The sequence below is a fragment of the Bacillus cereus group sp. MYBK245-2 genome (genome assembly GCF_051916145.1).
Taxonomy (GTDB): Bacteria; Bacillota; Bacilli; order Bacillales; family Bacillaceae_G; genus Bacillus_A; species Bacillus_A pacificus.
In genome coordinates, this window is record NZ_JBQAGB010000008.1 from 200,394 (window position 1) to 221,963 (window position 21,570).

The following is a 21,570-nucleotide window of genomic DNA, read 5'->3' on the forward strand; positions in this document are numbered from 1 at the left end:
CTTTTATAAAGCCCGGCTAATAACAAGTTTCTGTATTTCACTCGTTCCTTCATATATTTGCGTGATTTTCGCATCACGGAAAAATCTTTCTACTGGATAATCTTTCGTATAACCGTAACCACCAAATACTTGCACTGCTTCAATCGCAACTTCAACAGCCGTTTTAGAAGCGAATAATTTCGCAATAGATGCTTCTTTACCACATGGTAATCCTTGCGCTCTTAGCGATGCCGCCCTATATACAAGTAATCGCGCCGCTTCTACGCTAGTTGCCATATCTGCAAGTTTGAAGCCAATCCCTTGCTGCGCCGCAATTGGCTTTCCGAATTGCTCACGTTCTTTCGCATAATCAATCGCACATGCAAGCGCCGCTTCAGCAATACCTAATGCTTGCGCCCCAATTCCAATTCGTCCAACATCTAAATTCGCCATCGCTACCTTAAATCCTTGTCCTTCTTCACCAAGTAAATTCTCAGCCGGTACCTTCATATCCTCGAACGTAAGTTGTACAGTGCGAGAACCGAGCAGTCCCATTTTATGCTCATCTTTACCGATAATTAAGCCTGGTGTATCTTTCTCTACTATGAATGCAGAAATCCCACTCTTTCCTGCCTCTGGATTTGTAGAAGCGAATACAATATATGTACTTGCTTCACCACCATTTGTAATGAACACCTTCGATCCATTAATAATGTAATGATCGCCTTTCTTCACAGCTCTTGATTTCAAACTTCCTGCATCCGATCCTGCATTTGGTTCTGTTAATGCAAATGCACCTAAATATTCACCAGTCGCAAGTTTAGAAACGTATTTCTCTTTCTGTTCTTCTGTTCCGAAATATAAAATCGGGTTCATTCCAACTGACGTATGTACAGCTAAAATTACACCAACCGTTGCGCTTACCTTCGAAATTTCTTCAATTGCTAAAATGTAAGAAATAAAATCCATTTCTGCACCACCGTATTTTGCAGGCGCTGGAATTCCCATTAATCCAAGCTCACCCATCTTCTGCAAAATCTCTTTTGGGAACACCCCTTGTTCCATACTAGGAACAAAGGGAGCAATTTCCTTCTGTGCAAAATCTCGAACCATTTTCCTCATCATTTGCTGCTCTTCATTAAAACGAAAGTTCATATACTCCGCCTCCATTTGCTATATAACCTTTTAACAATTTGGTAAGACCACTATTTTGTAACAAAGGGGGATTTATTCGTAAACGTAGAAACCACGACCTGTTTTACGTCCTAACCATCCTGCATTTACGTACTTACGTAGCAATGGACATGGGCGATATTTACTATCACCTAAACCTTCATGCAACACTTCCATAATGTATAAACATGTGTCTAAACCGATAAAATCAGCGAGCGTTAAAGGGCCCATCGGGTGATTCATACCAAGTTTCATTACTTCATCAATTGCTTCTTTCGTCGCTACACCTTCATATAACGTATAAATTGCTTCGTTAATCATCGGTAATAAAATACGGTTCGATACAAATCCTGGGAAATCATTTACTTCAACTGGTACTTTGCCAATTTTCTTCGTAATATTCTCAATTGTTTCGTATACCGCATCATCTGTAGCCAAACCACGAATAATTTCAACAAGTTTCATAACCGGAACTGGATTCATAAAGTGCATACCGATTACTTTTTCCGGACGTTTCGTTACCGCGGCAATTTCTGTAATTGGCAAAGATGACGTATTTGTCGCTAAAATTGCGTGTTCTGGAGCAATTTCATCTAAATTCGCAAAGATTTTCTTTTTAATATCCATTTTCTCGACAGCTGCTTCGATAATAAGATCCGCTTCCTTCACACAATCTAAATCAAGCGTTACTGCAAGACGGTTTAATGTCGCTTCCTTTTCTTCTTCCTTCATGCGCCCCTTTTCTACTTGGCGTGCTAAGTTTTTCGTAATAATAGCCAATCCTCTATCTAATTGCTCCTGTTTTAAATCTTGTACCTTCACATCGTATCCTGCCATTGCACATACTTGTGCAATTCCTGATCCCATTTGTCCTGCACCAATTACAACAATTTTTTGTACACTCATTTCTTCTTCCCCCTTAATTTTCAATAAACTATATACCGTCTAATCTTAATTAGTGAACTTCAATCATCACTGCATCACCTTGACCACCACCGCTACAAATCGAAGCAATTCCAATTCCGCCGCCGCGTTGCTTCAGTGCATGGATTAGTGTAACGATAATGCGCGCTCCGCTTGCTCCAATCGGATGCCCCATCGCCACTGCGCCGCCATTTACATTCAATTTTTCTGGATCAATTCCCGCAATCTCTGTACTTGCAATTGCTACTGCTGCAAATGCTTCATTAATCTCGAATAAATCGATGTCTTCAATTGTCTTTCCTGTTTTTTCAAGCAATGCGTTAATTGCATAACCTGGCGTTCTCGGGAAATCTTTAGACTCCACTGCAATTGCTGTATGTGCCAAAATTGTCGCTAACGGCTTTCTTCCTTCTTGCTTCGCTCTGTCTTCGCTCATTAATACAAGTGCAGCACCACCATCGTTTAAGCCTGGTGCATTACCAGCTGTCACTGTCGCTGTTTTATCAAATACAGGTTTTAATTTTGCTAACTTTTCAATTGTTGTATCCGCGCGTGGCGCCTCATCCTTTGCAACGACAATAGGATCGCCTTTTCTTTGCGGAATCGTTACTGGCACGATTTCCTCTTCAAAACGTCCTTCATTATGTGCTGAAACCGCACGTTGGTGGCTACGATATGCCCATTCATCTTGCGCTTCGCGAGAAATTCCATCTTCCTTCGCAACTTCTCCGCCATAAACACCCATGTGTATACCAGAAAATGCGCATGTTAAACCGTCAGCAATGTTTAAATCAACGACTTCGTTGTTGCCCATTCTGTATCCCCATCTTGCTCCTCGTAAAATGTAAGGACTGTTACTCATCGACTCCATACCACCAGCTACAATCAATGATTGATCGCCAGTACGAATAATTTGATCCGCTAACGTAACCGCACGAAGCCCCGACGCACAAACTTTATTCACTGTTTCCGTCTGCACTTCCCAAGGGATTCCAGCAGCCCTCGCCGCTTGGCGTGATGGAATTTGTCCCTGTCCACCTTGAATAACCGTTCCGAATATAACTTCCTCAACATCACTAGCAGAAACATTTGCTCTTTCAAGCGCCGCTTTAATTGCAATCCCTCCAAGTTCTGTTGCTTTTACATCTTTTAAAGACCCTCCAAATTTCCCAACTGGTGTTCTTGCAGCACTTAAAATAACTGTTTTACTCATGTTTCTTTCCCCCATTTCTTTTTATCACTGAGCGTGCGCTCGGTGTTCCTACGTTGAGAAGAGGTGCAATAATTGCACCTCTTTCTAAAGTTGTATGCATTCCTACAAACTAGATTGCTTCTTTCTTCTGTCCAATCACTGAGCGTTCTAAAATCTCTGTTACATCGAGAGTTTGAACTTTCTCTTCAACTTCTTTCGCTTTCGTCCCATCACTAATCATCGTTAAGCAATAAGGACATCCTGTACCGATAATGGATGGCTGTACAGCTAATGCTTGTTCTGTACGAGCAACGTTAATGCGTGAACCTGTTGTTTCCTCCATCCACATTAAGCCACCACCTGCTCCACAGCACATTCCCGTTTCACGGTTACGTGCCATTTCTACAAGGTTCACACCAGGAATCGCTTTCAAAATGTCTCGTGGCGCTTCGTATACTTCGTTGTATCTCCCTAAGTAGCAGGAATCATGGTACGTAACTGTTTCCTCAATAGCGTGAACCGGTTTTAAGCGTCCTTCTTTCACCCACTGAGCTAACAGTTCTGTATGATGATAGACTTCTGCTTGCAAGCCAAAGTCCGGATACTCATTTTTAAATGTGTTATAAGCATGAGGGTCAATCGTAACGATTTTCTTCACTCCTGCTTTTTCAAATTCCTCAATATTTTTTGTCGCCATCTCTTGGAAGACAAATTCATTTCCAAGGCGGCGCGGTGTATCTCCAGAGTTCTTCTCCTTATTACCGAGTATTGCAAATGAAATGCCTGCTTCGTTCATCAACTTCGCAAACGATATCGCAATCTTCTGACTACGATTATCATATGATCCCATTGAACCAACCCAGAATAAATATTCGAACTCCTCGCCAGCTTTCGATTTTTCTTTTACAGTTGGAACCGTTACTTCATCATCACCTTGGCGCCAAGTTTCACGCTCTTTACGGTTTAGACCCCACGGATTCCCTTGACGCTCGATGTTTGTCATCGCACGTTGCGCTTCCGCATCCATCTTTCCTTCTGTTAAAACGAGATAGCGGCGTAAATCAATAATTTTATCAACGTGCTCATTCATAACCGGACACTGATCCTCACAGTTACGACACGTTGTACAAGCCCAAATCTCTTCTTCTGTAATAACATCTCCAATTAAACTCGGATCGTAAGCGAGTGTTGTGGCTGCAGATTCTTGTTGTCCTTTCCCCGCTGCCATCATCGCTAACTGATTTCCTTGTGTATTATTAAAAGCAACTACCGGAACCCACGGTGCTTTTGATGTCACTGCAGCTCCTTTATCAGTTAAATGATCGCGAAGTTTTAAAATCAAATCCATCGGCGATAACATTTTCCCTGTTCCTGTTGCCGGACACATATTTGTACAACGACCACACTCTACGCAAGCGTATAAATCAATAAGCTGATTTTGTCTAAAGTCTTCGATTTTACCAACACCAAATGTTTCTTGTGTTTCATCTTCAAAGTCAATCTTTTCAAGTTTCCCTGGATTTGAAAGACGGCCGAAGAAAACGTTAGCTGGTCCCGCAATTAAATGCGCGTGTTTCGATTGTGGAACATAAACTAAAAACGTTAACAAAATTAGTAAATGCACCCACCAAGAGAAATAGAACAGAGAAATGGCTGCGGTTTCATTTATCCCTGAGAAAACGTAAGCGATTGCAGAAGCGATTGGCTCACTCCATGAAAGCTCCTCGCCATGCCATATAATTCCCATCCCATTACCGAGTAGCACAGAAATCATTAAGCCACCGATGAAGATAAGAACAAGGCCTGATTTGAAATTACGTTTTAAACGAACTAGCTTCTCAACATAACGTCGATGAAAAGCCCAAAAGACTGCAATTAAAATAACAAGTGTGACAATTTCCTGGAAGAATGTAAATGCAGGGTATAGTGGTCCAAGTGGAAGATGTGATCCTGGTGCGAGTCCTTTCCAAACGAAGTCAATTGCTCCAAATTGGACAAGAATAAATCCGTAAAAGAACATAACGTGAATAATGCCGCTCTTTTTATCTTTCAGCAGCTTTTTCTGACCGAAAACATTGACCTTAAGGAGATCCCAACGCTCTTTAAAACGACGGTCAAATTCAATCTTTTTTCCTAACTGTATGTAGGCCATCCTCGTTCGTATAAGATACACAAACAAATATCCCGCATAAGCAATAACAGCAATGGCAGCCAGCCAATTCATGATCAGTAAGCTATTCATTTTTATGCTACCCCTCTCTTTGTAAGCCCTCTTTCTTTTTTAGAATCTTCAAAAACATATAATTTTCTGAATTTTATCCCCTACCTTCATTATATAATGAGTGAGCATTCAGTCAACAGTTTTTTGTTATACAACAACATATTTTTTAATAAAGCTGTTTATTTCGGTGAAACTATAAAGTGAAACTTTAATCAGTAGAAGTTATTTACTCCCTACTAATTATTAGCCCACAAATAACAGGATAAAATGAATGTTTGATTTATAAAAAACGAATGGTGGAAAGACCGTGAAGGAGGGAATTTACTCATGTTCTTCTTATCTCTCTTATTAATAGGTAGCACTCTCTGGATTGTAATTGATCTTTCTTATGGGAGAATTGTTCATTTAAAGCGTGTACGTTCTCGTTCTTTCCCTTTACGCCAAAGTGATTTTCACCTTTATACATACGGAAAAGATTTGTATGACGCTCTATTTACTGATATAAAACAGGCGAAACACCATGTGCACGTTTTGTTCTTCATTGTAAAAAACGATAAAATCAGCCGGGAATTTTTAAAGTTACTTATTGACAAGGCAAAGGAAGGAATTGAAGTAAGACTTCTACTCGATCGATTGGGAAGCCATCATTTATCAAATGAGGCCATTCGCTCCCTACAAAAACATGGTGTCTCTTTTTCATTTTGTCACAAAGTAAAGTTTCCTTTTCCTTTCTTTTCTGCAAATCAAAGAAACCATAGAAAAATTACAGTTATCGACGGGAAAATTGGTTATATTGGTGGATTTAATATTGGAGAAGAATATTTAGGGCATAATCAAAAATTAGGATTATGGCGCGATTATCATTTACGTCTTACAGGAGAAGGAATACAAGATTTACAAAGGCAATTTTTACATGATTGGCTGGACGATACAGACCAAAATTTATTAGAGGCATCTCTTTATTTTCCTAAGCAACAACCAGGAACCATTCTGCATCGTTTTATCCCTACTGATGGGGCCTACTTGCAAAATACATTTTTATATTTAATTGAAAGCGCAGAAAAAGAACTCTTTATCGGTACACCATATTTCATTCCTGGAAGAAAAATTATGAATGCATTATTAGAAGCACGAAAACGCGGGGTTCAAATCACAATTCTCGTTCCAGAAAAAGCGGATCACCCCCTTGTTCGAGAAGCAAAATTCCCATATTGCCGAAAGTTAATACAAGCTGGCTGTAATATTTACGCATTTCAACAAGGTTTTTTTCACGCTAAAGTTATTATAGTTGATGACTACATCTGTGATATCGGAACTGCAAACTTTGATATGAGAAGTTTATATATTAACCATGAAATCAACTGCCTTTTATATGATGAACATTTTATACAAACAGTAAAAAATAAATTCCACGAAGATCTAGAAAATGCTTCATTACTTTCCTTGAAAGATGTTAGTCCGAATTCTCTCATTAATAGAGGCAAAGAATGGATAGGAACAATACTTGCTTTCTTTCTATAGGAAAGATAATGTATAAAGGAGATGTATTCATTATGATTATGCGTTTCGGATATGTCTCACATGCAATGGCACTCTGGGACTGTTCTCCGGCTAAAACGATGACATTTACAAGCTTTCAAAAGCTTAGTAAACAAGAACGAGAAGATAAATTATACGATGTTACGCGACAGAATCTTGAGCATACAATACGTATTCTTCATTACAATATAGCGCATGAAATTCCATTATATCGCTTATCTTCTTCCATCGTCCCACTTGCAACACATCCCGAAGTCGAGTTTGATTACATCAGGTTGTTCACACCGCTTTGGCGTACAATTGGGGCATTAATTAAAGAACATAATTTACGAGTAAGTTTTCATCCAAATCAATTTACGCTATTTACAAGCGATAAGCCACACATTACAACTAACGCTATTACAGATATGACTTATCACTATAAAGTATTAGATGCAATAGGAATTGCAGATTCTTCTTATATTAACATCCATGTAGGTGGTGCCTACGGAAATAAAGAAAAAGCGGTTGAACGTTTCCATGAAAACATAAAAAAACTTCCTGCACATATAAAGAGGCAAATGACACTTGAAAATGATGATAAAACATATACAACTGCTGAAACTTTATCTATTTGCCAAAAAGAAAAGATTCCATTTGTATTTGATTATCATCATCACATGGCAAATCTTTGCGAAGAACCGTTAGAAGAGTTACTTCCTGCAATTTTTGAAACTTGGGCACATACAAATATCCTTCCTAAAGTTCATATTTCCTCCCCTAAATCAAAAAAAGAATTTAGGGCTCACGCGGAATATATTGATTTAGAGTTTATTAAACCTTTCTTACACGTTGCAAAAAAAATCAATCATAATTTCGATATTATGATTGAAAGTAAACAGAAAGATTTAGCGATGCTGCAATTCATACATGAATTATCCGCTATAAGAGGAATAAAAAGAATAAATAGCTCAACATTACAATGGTAAATTGTAATGTTGAGCTATTTTTTTCAAAAAAAGTAATTTTTTTAGTAAAAAACACCCTATTTTATATGCTATGATTGGAATTAGCATTTTCCACCTGTGATTCAACTTTATTGAAACGGAGTCATAATATGATTAATCAAAAAAAATATGTACACTTTGTTATGATATATATAATTATATTTTCTCTTTGGATATTTCTTATTCCTAAGAACTTGAATATAAAAGAAATTGGAATTCTCTTCTTATTTTGTTTTGCTGCACTCTTTTCTTGCTATTGCTTATATAAAGCTATTAAGAAAATGAAGCGCGGTGATAAATTATTTTGGGTTTTATTACTATGCACTTGCCTATGTGGATTGACAATGGAGATAACTTTATTTCTTCATTCACTTTCTATATATGACCAAGTCATATTCTCATATACGGCATTACCCTTTTTTATCGTACAATATATTTTGCTCTTTTCTGGCTTTGCTATAAAGTTCATAAAACATTACTCTATTAGAGGCCTAGCTCAATTTTCATTCGATAGCATCTTTATCATTATTATGAATATTTATTTTACCTTAACTTTTATTTTAGACCGTTCAAGCTTTCGTATGTTAACAACAGATCATTGGGTTTTAATTGGATACTTTATTGCACAATCATTAGTCATTTACGCCGTTATTAGTCTATATAGACGAGAACAATATTCTGCTAGTAGAATCTCATTAATTATCGGCTTTACTATCATACTTGTATACGGATATATACATCTCTTTCAATTAAACGCAGGGATGAAAACTTCTTCTGAAGTCTCTTACTTAATACATACTGCTTCGATTTTATTAATTGGTTTGTCATCCATACTATATATTTTAGATAAACCAATGCAGCATGAAACGAAAACAAAATATTATCGGTTTGATTATGTGCGCTTTATATTACCTTATTTTAGTATAATCATTACTTTTTCTTTTATTATCTTTCAACCTTGGGATGATAAGTTCATGTTGATCGGTCTAGTATTATCTCTCATCTTATTGTTCTTACGACAACTTTATATGTGGAAAGATAATCAGGCACTAATCGATACATACGAGCAGTTGACTACACAACTAGAAGACAAAGTAGAAGAAGGTGCATCTGCGTTATCAAAAAGTGAACAACGTTATAAATCTTTATTCGAAGATCACCCGGATGCTGTTTTCTCTTTAAATATGTATGGTATTTTCCAACAGTCTAATACAGCTTGCGAAAGCTTATTTACTGCCTACTATTGTGAAGTAGAAAGCTATTCCCTTTTACACTTTATTGACTCAAAAGACCATGATTTACTAAAGAAAGCTTTACAACTAACGAAAAAAGGTAGACCACAAACTTTAGAAGTTCGCACAAAAGAAAAAGAAGGCTATTACTATTACCTTCACATTACACTCATCCCTACTTTCATAAACAAAGAAGTTGTTGGGATGTTCGGCATAGCACGTGATATTACAACTTTATATGAAAAGCAAAAACAAGTAGAACATTTAGCCTTTCATGATGCACTTACTGGATTACCAAATCGCCGAAAGTTTGAAAAAGATTTAAAAAACATTTTAAATACAGCTCAAACTAGCGCGAATGATGTTGCCGTCATGTTCCTTGATTTAGATAGATTCAAAAAAATTAACGATAGACTTGGTCACGATGTCGGAGATCTATTATTAATTGAAGTAGCAAAACGATTACGCAGTTGCCTACGTTCAAAGGATGTCGTTGCTCGCCAAGGCGGAGATGAGTTTACAATTCTATTACCAGATATGTACTCAGAAAAAAGTGCGGCTTTTATTGCTGAACAGATTTTAAATATTTTAAACAAACCATTCTTCATTCAAGGCGAAGAACTGTCTATTACACCGAGTATCGGAATTGCAATGTACCCTGATTATGGAACCGATGTTACTGAATTAATGAAAAACGCTGATATGGCTATGTATCGCGCGAAGGCAAATGGAAAAAATCGATTTGTTTTCTTCTCAAAAGAAATAAGTATCGCACAAAATGAAATCCAATTTTTAGAAGGCGAACTTGCAAAAGCATTACAACAAAATGAATTTTTCCTGGAATATCAGCCACAAGTAAGCACAAAAACAAAACAAATTATCGGTTTTGAAGCATTAATTCGTTGGAAGCATCCAAAACTTGGTATCGTATCGCCTGCTCAATTCATTCCTCTAGCAGAGGAAACCGGATTTATTATTGAGCTTGGAAATTGGATTTTACGTACCGCCTGCTTAGAGGCAAAAAGGTGGCATAATCAAGGTTTTTCTCACTTGAAAGTTGGTGTGAATTTATCTGTTGTTCAATTTAACCATACAAATTTAATTCCAACCATTTCAAAAGTGTTAGAAGAAACAGAACTAAAACCAGAAGCACTAGATATTGAAATTACGGAAAGCATTGCAATTAATCAAAATCAATCTGTAGTTGCAAAACTAGAACAGCTTCAAAATCTCGGTATTCAAATTTCAATCGATGACTTTGGAACTGGTTATAGTTCTTTAGCTTATTTAACAAAATATCCAATTAATACATTAAAAATTGCTCGGGAATTTATTTGCGGCATTACAACTAGTCCTTTAGAAGAGGCGATTATCTCTTCCATTATTACACTATCAAAAGAACTAAATTTAGAAGTGATTGCAGAAGGTGTAGAGACCGAAGAACAATGGAAGTTTTTATATGAGCAAAACTGTGACAACATTCAAGGATTCTTTATTAGCAAGCCCGTTTCTAGTAAAGACGTTTGGAGGTTACTCCACAAAAAAACAACCGTCTAAGTAAGACGGTTGTTTTTTTAATATTCAAAAGGTACATCTGAAGCTAATTGTACTTCTTGATCATTATGAGAAATTACTTGGTTTTTCTCTAAAGCTGTATCTCCTAATGAAATACCCCATGCCATTGCTAACGTTAACAGACTACCAATAAGTAGTTTTTTCATATTCCATCACCCGCATTTTTTTCTTTAAATATATCATGAAAATCCATCCATATCTTATGCAATTATGCATATTTACTTTTTAAATCTTGTTTATTTCTTCATTCTTTTTATAATTGATTCTTTTAATGTATGGTTTCCTAATATATCGAAAAAGAAGTAAGCTTTTTCGCAAGCATCTTCAATTTCTGCTCTATCACACTCTAACTTTTCTAGGCATTCAACTTTTCGATAGTATAACTGCCCAATCAATGTCATACTATTAATTTGACACGATAATTCAATGGCTTTATTTGCATGACAAAGTGCTTCTTCGTATTGATTGTCCAAGTATAATGCTTTTGCATGATTATGTCTCACCTTTACATCAAACTCTTTATTATCATGTAATACTTCTAATTGTTTTAATATATTTTCATATAACTCAATACTCTTCTTAAAATGGCCATTTTCAGCGTAAATGTTTGCAATTGCGTTTTCAATATAAAGGTTCTGATATACGTCTATCCCTGCCAATTGTTGATTGAGCAATTTCTTTAATTCTGAAATACAATATTCGTAATCAATTTTTTTCAATATGTAAGCAGCTACATGATATTGCCATTGAAGAAACTGCTGAAGCTCAGGATGATATTCTTCCTTTTTCAACTCATTCCATACTTTATTATAAATTTCTTTATATTTCTTTTCCTTACAGAGCATAATAATTCGGTCTTTTAACTGCTTATTCCTTTCCATGTCAGAATAAATAAGTACCTCATAAAAATGGATAATGGGAACTTGTAACTTTGCTGCAATACCTTGCAATATATCCATACTTGGGTATACCGCGCCCGATTCAATTCGGCTCACTTCCGATTGATGACATATATTCTCGGATAACTGTTTTTGTGTTAATCCCCGCATCATCCTAATTTTCTTAATTTCACTTCCTAATTTTTCTGCGTGCATACTTACTCACCATCCCACTATAACAATCTAATTTTTCGAGTTGTCATACCACTACAATAATGTGAATTCGACAATTTTTGATATGAAATAATGCATAATATATATAAAATTCGGCAAATTTTTCATACAATTCATCTCACATACAATAATAGATTAGGAGTATTATAGATAAATTGCAGACAACTTGCCCATGCTTCCATTACACTCGGTCTTTTTTATCCTTTATCGGCAAAAGCTACCCACACCTAAGAATTAGGCAAAATGAACTAAAAGTTGAAATTGCTCAGCCTAGCTTAACAATTTAGAAATTAACACAACCTCAAAATGATATAAAAGAAAATATTGCAAAAAAGTATTTAAAAGGTGAGGTAAATGGGGCTAAGGCTCAACAAGAGCAAGTAACAACTGAAAAAATGTAGAATTTCAACCTACCGATAAAGAAAACCAAACCGAATTTTATCTTGCACAAACTTATAAAAACTATAAAGTATATGATCAAGATCTCATTATAAAAGTAGATAAAAATGGAGTAATCACAACTGTTAGTGGTAAAGTTATCCAGAATTTAGACCAATAACCTAATCCTACTATAACAAATTTTTTGTCGAAAAATGAAGTAAAATCTACATGACGCAATCCCTCTCTAATTCCAGACTATATAACTGAGACGGAATTACAAAAAAAGAAGTTTACCACTCATAGGTAAACTTCTTTTCATATCCATCCCTTTTCTTCTGCAATTGTAATTGCCTCAATTCTATTTTTTGCATCCAGCTTCGTTAATACTTCAGAAATATAATTACGTACTGTACCAGGTGAAAGATAAAGTGTCTTTGCAATTTCATTTGCTGTCTTTCCTTCTTTCGCAAGTAGCAATACTTCTTTTTCGCGATCTGATAACGGATTTTGCTCCTGCCATAAGCCGAACATTAAATCTTGAGAGATCTCTCGTTTACCTTTCATTACGTTGCGAATCGATGCCGCTAAATCCTCGCTTGGGCTATCTTTTAATAAATATCCGTGCACACCAGCTTTCATTGCTCGCTCAAAATATCCAGGGCGCGCAAATGTTGTTAAAATCATTACTTTACATGCCGATTTTTCTTTCTTCAACGTTTCTGCAACATCTAACCCGCTTTGAATTGGCATTTCAATATCCATAATGCTTACATCAGGTTTTAACGATTCGATTAGTTTTAGCGCCTCTTCTCCGTTCGCTGCTTGCCCAATTACTTCAATATCATCTTCTAGATCAAGCAGGGCTCCTAACGCACCACGAAGCATCCGTTGATCTTCTGCAATAATGATACGAATCATGCCTTCACCTCATCTTTTCCTGTTCTAATAACAACTGGAACTTTTACTGTTAATAGTGTTCCTGGATTAATCGTACCCAGTTCAACAAACCCATCAATAAGAGCGATTCGCTCCTTCATACCACGAATACCATTCCCATCGTGGTTTTGGTCCGCTAAACCGATTCCGTTATCTTCTACTGTCAAAATCAATTCACCTTGTGATTCTCGTACAGAAACCGTGCAACGTGTCGCCTTACTATGCTTTACAACATTCGTAACAGCTTCACGTAAACACATCCCTAAAATATTTTGTTCAATGGGTGATAACGAACTTGCACTCGTTTCTTGTTTTATCTCTAATTCAATATTAGCAGCTTGTAAGATCGCTTTTATTTGCTCAAGCTCTTCTTCTACTGTAATCATGCGCATATCAGAAATTAATTCTCTTAGCTGCTTTAAAGCGGTACGAGATGTTTGTGTAATTTCTTTCGCTTCCGCACTTGCGCGCTCTGGATTTTTCACAATTAATTTCTCAACGAGCTGACTTTTTAACGTAATAAGAGATAGCGTATGCCCTAACGTATCATGAAGATCTCTTGCGATTCGCTGCCGCTCTTCACGTTTCACCAAATCTTTAATTTGCTCATTCGCTTCGTTTAATTGATTTCTTAACATCTTTTTCTGATTAAAGTTGCGCATACCAAATGGTGTAAGAAGCATTAAAATAAACATTGGAACGACATTTACTAAACTTGTCGGTGTTAGTTGATTCATATTTACAAATACAAATGCTCCAAGCATTACAACTAACAAACATAGTAATATCCGAAATACTTTCTTACTTGGTGCAAATCCCATCGCACTTGCCGTGAAAAAGCCAAAGAATATCATGAAGGGATTATAAAATAAAGCAAATAAATAGATGAGCACCATCTGTATACATGCCCACAAAACAAACGTCTTCTGAACAAAATAAAGTTGACGGTATGTGATAATAAAAAGTATCAACATACCGCTCCCTAGCACAAACTTCCATCCTGACACTTGCGCTAAATGGTAAATTGGAAATAATAAATACACAAGAAACATATACGGAAAGAATCCCATATGTTTCGGAAAAATCTCAATCCTCTTCTTCTCTATCATTTATACCGCTTCCTGTCTTTTTCTTATATATATTGATACTACAACAAATATAAGGAAATAGCCTCCTAATACCGCGATATTTTCCCAACCAATTGATTTTCCAGCTACAATATCCCATGCACCGCTTCCAAAATGATATGTTGGTGTCCATTCACTAATAGATCTTAATATTTTCGGGAATACTTCGATCGGCATCCATAGACCACCAAGAATTGCTAAACACATATTTAAAATATTCGCTAAGCCCGCAGCAGCATCCGCCTTCTTAATAGAACCTATTACTGTTCCTAACGCTAAAAATGGTGTCACACCTAACAACAACCATAATCCAGCACCAATCCATTGCCCTACTGTTAACTCAACATGATTAATTAATATTCCTGCGATAAAGATAACTAAGATTGAAAAAGCATTCACTACAGTTTGAGCGATAATCTTCGCTGTTATATACGCTCCCTCTGGAAGTGGTGTAATTTTTAAAAGATGTGTCCAACCCTGCCCTTTTTCTTGAGAAATTCTCACACCGAAACTAAAAAGTGCTGTCCCTACAATACTGAACGTTGCCATTGAGATTAAATAATGTGCTTTCCACGCATCTCCGTTTTGTGGCACTTGAACCACATTTGTGAAAATGTAATAAAACATAACTGGCATTAATAATGAGAAAAAGATAAACAATTTATTACGAAACGTACGTAAAATTTCTATTTTGCATTGCATCCATAAAGCTCTCATGCGATTTCCCCCTCCTGATTTGTGATAAATTGTTCAAATGCTTCATCAAGGCTTCCACGTTCAACAGAAACATCTGTTACAGGTAAGTTCTTTTCATAAATTGCTCTTAACGTTGCATCTGTATCTTCTGTTGCTAAAGTGAAGTGTCCTTCTTTTGATTGTACTTCTGTTACGTTTGGTAATTCTTTTAGTAATTTTGCAGGAATACTTTCCTTCGAATAAAACGTGATTGTTTTTCGTGAAATCGTCGCTTTCATCTCATCTGGCGTACCGTCTGCGATAATCTTTCCATTCGCAAATAATAAAATACGATTTGCTAATGCATCTGCTTCTTCTAAATAGTGCGTTGTTAAAATAATCGTTTTCCCTTCACTTGCTAACTTTCGAATTGTTTCCCAAAATGTTCTTCGAGACGTAATGTCCATTCCAACTGTCGGCTCATCTAAAAATAACAAATCTGGATTTCCTGCAAGTGCGAGTGCAAAATTTAACCTTCTCTTTTGACCTCCTGATAATTTCTCACATCTTTGCTTTCTCTCTGATTTTAAATTCGATAACTGTAGCAACGTTTCTTTCGCTACCGGGTTCGTATAATAGCTACGGAATAACTCAATTGCCTCTTCCACTGTAATGCTATCGATGACACTTACTTCTTGTAACATCGCACCGAGGCTATTACGAACATCTCTATGCTTTGGACTCTTTCCGAATATAGAAACCGTTCCTTCCGTCGGATCCTTTAATCCAAGCATCATCGACATCATCGTCGTTTTCCCTGCACCATTCGGTCCAAGCAATGCTACGATTTCTCCTTTATTCACATGAAATGAAACGTTATTTACTGCTTTTTTATGTTTAAATGTTTTAGAAACACTACTTACTTCAATAATCTTTTCCATCTCTCCACCCCCGCTGTTTCTTATATTTACATTGTATTCCTTGGAAAACTTAGGAAACAGTATGATGCGTCATGATATCGATATGACAATTGTCATGTATTCTTTATGAGAGGAATCAATCCGCCATACTGCAAGCGAGTAGCAGGACGAAAATAAACATGATACAATCGGGTAAGATATATATTCGAGGAAGGACAGTGGTTTTCATGATTATTCGTAATGAACAAGATTTAGAAGGCTTACGAAAAATCGGCCGCATCGTTGCGCTTGCACGTGAAGAAATGAAAAAAGAAGCGAAGCCAGGCATGACAACGAAAGAGCTTGATTTGATCGGTAAAAAAGTATTAGATGAGCATGGTGCTATTTCTGCACCTGAAAAAGAATATGATTTCCCTGGCGTAACTTGCATCAGTGTAAACGAAGAAGTTGCTCACGGTATTCCAGGTGATCGTGTATTAAAAGAAGGCGACCTTGTAAATGTCGACGTATCTGCAGCACTTGATGGTTATTATGCAGATACAGGTATTTCATTTGTACTTGGAGAAGATGAAGCAAAAGAAAAGCTTTGCCAAGCAGCTGTTGATGCCTTTTGGGCAGCAATGAAAAAGGTGAAAGCTGGTTCAAAACAAAACCAAATTGGTCGTGCCGTTTCAAACTTTGCACATAAAAATGGATACAATGTTATTCAAAACTTAACTGGTCACGGTATTGGTCTTAGCTTACATGAAGCACCAAACCACATTTTAAGCTATTTTGATCCAATGGATAATGCGCTTCTAAAAGACGGTCTTGTTATCGCTGTAGAGCCATTCATTTCTATGAAAGCTGATCATATTATCGAACGTGGCGATGATGGTTGGACATTCGTTACACCTGATAAAAGCCTTGTTGCACAATGTGAACATACAGTTGTCGTAACACGCGGCGAACCGATAATTTTAACAGAAATATAAAAAAGGAACCGCTTCTTAGTAGGTGAACTGTCCCCCGAATCATGGACACTTAAAAAAAGCCCCATGATTCGGGGTTTTTGTGTATTTTTATCAAAAAACCTCGTTATAATGGAATCAACGATAGAAATGAGGTACGGAGAATGAGTAAAATTATTTTTAACGAGATTCAAATGAAACAGCTAGAAAAAAATAAAAATGTATTAAAAGCGTCGGAACGTTCGATTAGCTATTGTCCTGATTTCAAAATAAGAGCGGTAAAAGAAAATCAACAAGGAAAAGGTCCTAGCCAAATCTTTTTAGAGAATGGGTTTGACTTAGCTGTGATTGGTGAGAAGAAACCAAAACAATGCTTGAAACGCTGGCGAAGAACCTTTGAACAATTTGGTGAAGAGGGCTTTTATACAGAACGCCGCGGGAAAGGAAGCACGGGACGCCCTTCGGAAAAAGCTCTCTCTTCTGATGAAAAATTAAAAAAAGCGGAAGCACGTATTGCGTTTTTAGAAGCGGAATTGACATTCCTAAAAAAGTTAGACGAACTCGAAAGGCAGGCGTTACAGAAGAAGCGTTAACACCACGAGAAACATACGCACTGATTGAACAAACCATACGTCGCTTCCAATTCCCACGTATGGTGCGTTACCTTTGTACACTGGCTGGGGTAAGTCGGAGTGGATACTATGCGTGGCTTCATCAGTCAGATAAACATCTAGAAAAAGAACGTAATGATGAAACAGATTATGAATGGATCCAAGAAATTTTTAATCGAAAAGGAAAAATATGTGGTGGTCGTTCTATCAAAATGGTGTTGGAAAAGACAAAAGGAATTTGTATGAATCTCAAGCGTATTTACCGTATTATGCGTAAATATAATCTTGTGACAAAGATTCGCCGAGCAAATCCTTATAAACACATCGCAAAAGCGACACAAGAACATAAAACATGTCCGAACCTTTTAAATCGCCAATTCAATCAAGAAGAGCCTGAAAAAAGTATGTTAACCGATATTACCTATTTATTTTATGGACAAGGAAAGAAGGCTTATTTATCATGTGTAAAAGACAGTACAACACGAGAGATTTTAGCCTATCATGTCTCCTCTTCTTTACAAATGGATATCGTCTATCAAACATTAGATAACTTGAAAGAGAGATTAGGAGAAGTCATCCATCCTGAAGCGCTTCTACATTCAGACCAAGGTATTCATTATACACACCCTGAATTTCAGAAACGTGTAAGAGAAATGGGGATCAAACAATCTATGTCCCGTAGGGGCAATTGTTTAGACAATGCCCCAATGGAATCCTTCTTTGGTCATATGAAAGATGAATTAGATTACAAAGATTGTCAAACCTTTGAATCCCTTGAGCTCAACATAAAGGATTATATGGAAGAGTATAATTATAATCGTTATCAGTGGACATTAAAAAAGATGGCTCTGATCGAATATCGGAACCATCTTTTAAGTGCTTGATTTTTCAGGGCTTGATTTTTCAGGGCTTTTTTATTAAACTGTCCATTTTATAGGGTACAGTTCATAGGAAGCGGTTCTTTTTTAGGCTGTAGAAAAGATTTTCTCCACAGCCTGAAAAAGGGCGATACATAAAGTATCGTCCTTTTAACGGGGTGAGGCTGTCCAAAAGTACGGAAAACCTTTGAACAGCCTCGTATTTTCATATGGATGCCTTACATATATCACTGATAATAAGTATGAAATGCGGAAACATATTTATCATCACATGATTCAAACATGAGAAAAGAAACCCTACAGTGGATTCTTTTCTCTACATAATCTAAAGTTTGGGTACACTAGATTCATGCAATGTAGGAGCTTTCCAAGCAGAAAGCGAACCTTCATTTAAAATGATAGCATACATGTCTCCATCAAAAATATGCAAATATGCATACATCGTTTTTTATTTCTCAATGTCAGAATATTGAAAATAAACAAGAGTAAAGGTAAAATGAAGTCGTTATCCGTCTTCTTTTGTCAGTCAGAGAGAATAGAAGAATAGGAGAGGAAAAAATGAAAAAATCTTTGAAACAAAAAATAGTAAGCTCTTTGCTTGCTGTATCACTCGCTGTTAGCATAGCTCCAGTCGGACAAGCCAAAGCTGATTCCACGTCAGAAATCACACAAACTTCACCTATCACAAAACAAGTTGATGCAAGCCGCGCCATCGAACACATCCGTTTCTTATCCGAAACAATTGGTCCTCGCCCTGGTGGGACAAAATCAGAAGAATGGGCTTCTCGCTACGTTGGTATGCAGCTTAAATCAATGGGCTATGAAGTAGAATATCAACCATTTCAAGTACCTGATCAATACGTTGGATTTATAGAATCACCATTATCCACAAAGCGTAATTGGCAAGCTGGTGCTGCTCCTAACGCGCTAATTTCTACAGAAGCTGTTACAGCCCCTCTTATCTTTGTTCAAGGTGGAACAAAATTAGAGGATATCCCAAATGAAGTAAACGGAAAAATAGTTCTATTTGAAAGAGGAACAACAGTTGCTGACTATAATAAACAAGTTGAAAATGCTGTTAGTAAAGGAGCAAAAGGAGTTCTTTTATACAGTTTAATTGGCGGACGCGGAAATTATGGACAAACCTTCAATCCTCGCCTAACGAAAAAGCAATCTATCCCTGTCTTTGGTCTTGCTTATGCGCAAGGAAATGCATTTAAAGAGGAAATTGCTAAAAAAGGGACAACAATTCTTTCCCTAAAAGCAAGACATGAATCTAATTTAACATCATTAAACGTCATCGCTAAAAAGAAACCTAAAAATAGTACAGGTAATGAAAAAGCTGTCGTTGTAAGTTCGCACTATGATAGCGTAGTAGGAGCACCTGGAGCAAATGACAATGCTTCTGGTACAGGGTTAGTATTAGAGCTAGCACGCGCTTTTCAAAATGTAGAAACTGATAAAGAAATTCGTTTTATTGCTTTTGGTTCTGAAGAGACTGGCTTACTTGGCTCCGATTATTACGTTAATAGTCTGCCCCAAAAAGAACGCAATCGAATTTTAGGTGTCTTTAATGCAGACATGGTTGCAACAAATTATGATAAAGCGAAGAATTTATATGCTATGACTCCTAATGGTTCTCCAAACCTTGTAACAGATGCAGCCTTACAAGCTGGTAAACAATTAAATAATGAACTGGTTCTACAAGGGAAATTTGGCTCTAGTGATCACGTACCTTTTGCTGAAGTTGGTATTCCGGCCGCCCTATTCATATGGATGGGTGTCGATAGTTGGAATCCATTAATCTATCATATTGAGAAGGTATATCACACACCTCAAGATAACGTATTAGAAAACATTTCGCTAGAACGTATGAAAATGGCATTAGAGGTCATTGGTACTGGTGTCTATAACAGCCTTCATTCCACCGTAAAAACAGGACAAAAAGCCGCTTAATACTATTTCAAGCCACCGATTAATCGGTGGCTGTTTATTAAGAAAAAATAAATATGCATAAAAGCATATTTATTACATGGTATTATGGTGTATAGTTAAAAACGCAATATATAAATAAAATATATAAATCATATAGCATTATGTAGAATAAAAAATTTAAAATACTATTGATTACATCTAATGAGAAGATTTTTCGATTGTAAAAAGGTGCTCTTGCAGTTGTGTTAACTTGAACTTCAGAAACTAATACCTTCATTCCTAAAATAAACGTTACATCAGCTACTCAAGAACAAAGCTTTACAAAATGCTATTTCTAAATTAGCTATAAAAATGGCTATGCATTCATCCAAAACTTAATGAAACATAGCATTGACCTTAAATTACATGAGATACCACGCTCTAAGCTTATGGAACAATGATAATGGGCTTCTTAAAAACTATTTTGTTATCGTTTTAGAGCCACTGATTGAGTCCACCTTGAAATTGTTCCCTTTTTTCTATAAAAAAACCCTTCAGGCTGCATTCTTCCCTTCACCTTATTGTGAAGTGTTTTTGAATACTTACCTAAAGGGCACAATATCAATAGTAATTTTTTAATTTGTCAGCTACTCAGATTACAGTGTAATTAATAATCTAAGGCTTTTTTATTATTTAATTCGCTGACGAGCGAATAGGATTCCACCTAAAAGGAACAATACCATACCTCCAAGAATTGAACTCATTCCTGCTGATGTTCCTCCTGTGTTAGGAAGTAATGTTGGCTTATCATTTTCTGTAGTAGATGGAACTTTTGAATCGCTATTGTTATTTGTGTTTGTGTTTGGATCTTTTGGATCTGTACTTGGATCTTTTGGATCGTCCTTGATTTTTGTATTTGTGATGTCATAACCATTTATTTCGGACTTGTATCCCGCTACTGGTTGTTCCTTCACTTCATACTTATACGCTACTCCATTTGCATCGTATACTCGTAGTTTTTCGAACGTGTACTTCCAGTTTGTTGCCACACTTACTTCTTTCGTGTCAATAACTTTTCCATTTTGTAATAAGTCTACTTTGATGGATAGCGGACGATCTATTGCATTGTTATCATCCCAGACTTTCTTACCACTTACTTCGGTTTTGTCTGTATTTTTGTATGTGTTCGTAATTGTCGTTCCTTCTACTTTTGTCTCGTAGCCGTCTACTTTCACTTCACTTACT

General features: G+C 36.6%; 16 protein-coding genes and 2 pseudogenes. 7 read left to right on the forward strand and 11 right to left on the reverse strand.

The features are described 5' to 3' along the window. Nucleotides 1–3 precede the first annotated feature (3 nt). From ACTFRN_RS15600 to ACTFRN_RS15615, 4 genes and pseudogenes are all read right to left on the reverse strand, one after another. Nucleotides 4–1,134 carry an acyl-CoA dehydrogenase gene (locus ACTFRN_RS15600; protein WP_001011168.1) on the reverse strand — a complete coding sequence of 377 codons (1,131 nt, stop codon included), beginning with the start codon at nucleotides 1,132–1,134 and terminating at the stop codon, nucleotides 4–6. 72 nt (nucleotides 1,135–1,206) lie between these two features. Then, nucleotides 1,207–2,058 carry a 3-hydroxybutyryl-CoA dehydrogenase gene (locus tag ACTFRN_RS15605; RefSeq protein ID WP_088106307.1) on the reverse strand — a complete coding sequence of 284 codons (852 nt, stop codon included), beginning with the start codon at nucleotides 2,056–2,058 and terminating at the stop codon, nucleotides 1,207–1,209. Nucleotides 2,059–2,107: 49 nt separating this feature from the next. Beyond that, nucleotides 2,108–3,389: pseudogene (locus tag ACTFRN_RS15610) on the reverse strand (acetyl-CoA C-acetyltransferase). Nucleotides 3,390–3,398: 9 nt separating this feature from the next. Then, complete coding sequence (locus ACTFRN_RS15615; RefSeq protein WP_001086785.1) at nucleotides 3,399–5,510, reverse strand: heterodisulfide reductase-related iron-sulfur binding cluster; 2,112 nt, start codon at nucleotides 5,508–5,510, stop codon at nucleotides 3,399–3,401. A 306-nt stretch (nucleotides 5,511–5,816) separates the two neighbouring features. Here ACTFRN_RS15615 and cls point away from each other — a divergent pair, with 306 nt between their 5' ends. The 3 genes from cls to ACTFRN_RS15630 all read left to right on the forward strand — a co-directional run bounded on the left by cls (nucleotide 5,817) and on the right by ACTFRN_RS15630 (nucleotide 10,803). Further along, entirely contained in the window at nucleotides 5,817–7,010 is a 1,194-nt protein-coding gene (gene cls, locus ACTFRN_RS15620) for a cardiolipin synthase (protein WP_000465821.1), read from the forward strand. Nucleotides 7,011–7,042: 32 nt separating this feature from the next. Beyond that, nucleotides 7,043–7,996, forward strand: a complete 954-nt coding sequence (gene uvsE / locus ACTFRN_RS15625; RefSeq protein WP_014893402.1) for a UV DNA damage repair endonuclease UvsE — start codon at nucleotides 7,043–7,045, stop codon at nucleotides 7,994–7,996. A 128-nt stretch (nucleotides 7,997–8,124) separates the two neighbouring features. Next, nucleotides 8,125–10,803, forward strand: a complete 2,679-nt coding sequence (locus ACTFRN_RS15630) for a DUF4084 domain-containing protein (RefSeq protein WP_000609936.1) — start codon at nucleotides 8,125–8,127, stop codon at nucleotides 10,801–10,803. 17 nt (nucleotides 10,804–10,820) lie between these two features. Here ACTFRN_RS15630 and papR read toward each other — a convergent pair whose 3' ends face one another. Both papR and plcR read right to left on the reverse strand, forming a co-directional pair. Continuing rightward, the gene (papR, locus tag ACTFRN_RS15635) at nucleotides 10,821–10,967 is read right to left on the reverse strand and encodes a quorum-sensing peptide PapR (RefSeq protein ID WP_000734728.1); all 147 of its coding nucleotides are present in this window, start codon (nucleotides 10,965–10,967) and stop codon (nucleotides 10,821–10,823) included. A gap of 90 nt (nucleotides 10,968–11,057) precedes the next feature. Next, nucleotides 11,058–11,915 (reverse strand): transcriptional regulator PlcR, encoded by an 858-nt coding sequence (plcR, locus tag ACTFRN_RS15640; protein WP_000542905.1) that lies wholly within the window; start codon nucleotides 11,913–11,915, stop codon nucleotides 11,058–11,060. A 168-nt stretch (nucleotides 11,916–12,083) separates the two neighbouring features. On the opposite strand from plcR, the pseudogene ACTFRN_RS15645 reads away from it, so the two are divergent. Continuing rightward, a pseudogene (locus tag ACTFRN_RS15645) lies at nucleotides 12,084–12,543 on the forward strand (M4 family metallopeptidase); the annotation flags it as partial. 86 nt (nucleotides 12,544–12,629) lie between these two features. On the opposite strand, the gene ACTFRN_RS15650 reads toward ACTFRN_RS15645, so the two are convergent. From ACTFRN_RS15650 to ACTFRN_RS15665, 4 genes are read right to left on the reverse strand one after another with little or no spacing between them, the layout of a single operon-like run. Next, nucleotides 12,630–13,232, reverse strand: coding sequence for a response regulator transcription factor (locus tag ACTFRN_RS15650; protein WP_000619255.1), 603 nt, complete (start codon nucleotides 13,230–13,232; stop codon nucleotides 12,630–12,632). Further along, nucleotides 13,229–14,359 carry a sensor histidine kinase gene (locus ACTFRN_RS15655; RefSeq protein WP_000570603.1) on the reverse strand — a complete coding sequence of 377 codons (1,131 nt, stop codon included), beginning with the start codon at nucleotides 14,357–14,359 and terminating at the stop codon, nucleotides 13,229–13,231. The genes ACTFRN_RS15650 and ACTFRN_RS15655 overlap by 4 nt, the downstream gene beginning before the upstream one ends. After that, on the reverse strand, nucleotides 14,360–15,094 hold the full coding sequence (locus ACTFRN_RS15660) for an ABC transporter permease (RefSeq protein WP_001202426.1): 735 nt from the start codon (nucleotides 15,092–15,094) through the stop codon (nucleotides 14,360–14,362). Further along, complete coding sequence (locus ACTFRN_RS15665; RefSeq protein ID WP_088106306.1) at nucleotides 15,091–15,993, reverse strand: ABC transporter ATP-binding protein; 903 nt, start codon at nucleotides 15,991–15,993, stop codon at nucleotides 15,091–15,093. Before ACTFRN_RS15665 ends, ACTFRN_RS15660 begins: the two co-directional genes overlap by 4 nt. 158 nt (nucleotides 15,994–16,151) lie before the next feature. Here ACTFRN_RS15665 and map point away from each other — a divergent pair, with 158 nt between their 5' ends. The 3 genes from map to ACTFRN_RS15680 all read left to right on the forward strand — a co-directional run bounded on the left by map (nucleotide 16,152) and on the right by ACTFRN_RS15680 (nucleotide 20,367). Then, entirely contained in the window at nucleotides 16,152–16,946 is a 795-nt protein-coding gene (gene map, locus ACTFRN_RS15670; RefSeq protein WP_002096176.1) for a type I methionyl aminopeptidase, read from the forward strand. A gap of 140 nt (nucleotides 16,947–17,086) precedes the next feature. Continuing rightward, nucleotides 17,087–18,417 (forward strand): IS3 family transposase gene (locus tag ACTFRN_RS15675; protein ID WP_088106305.1). Its coding sequence is split into 2 segments (ribosomal slippage): nucleotides 17,087–17,474 and nucleotides 17,474–18,417, totalling 1,332 coding nucleotides; the frame shifts between segments, so codons are not numbered across the junction. A gap of 552 nt (nucleotides 18,418–18,969) precedes the next feature. Continuing rightward, nucleotides 18,970–20,367, forward strand: coding sequence for a M28 family metallopeptidase (locus tag ACTFRN_RS15680; protein WP_074567942.1), 1,398 nt, complete (start codon nucleotides 18,970–18,972; stop codon nucleotides 20,365–20,367). A 647-nt stretch (nucleotides 20,368–21,014) separates the two neighbouring features. Here ACTFRN_RS15680 and ACTFRN_RS15685 read toward each other — a convergent pair. Then, nucleotides 21,015–21,570: Cna B-type domain-containing protein (locus ACTFRN_RS15685; protein WP_440038237.1), on the reverse strand; the 556-nt coding region annotated here is incomplete at its 5' end.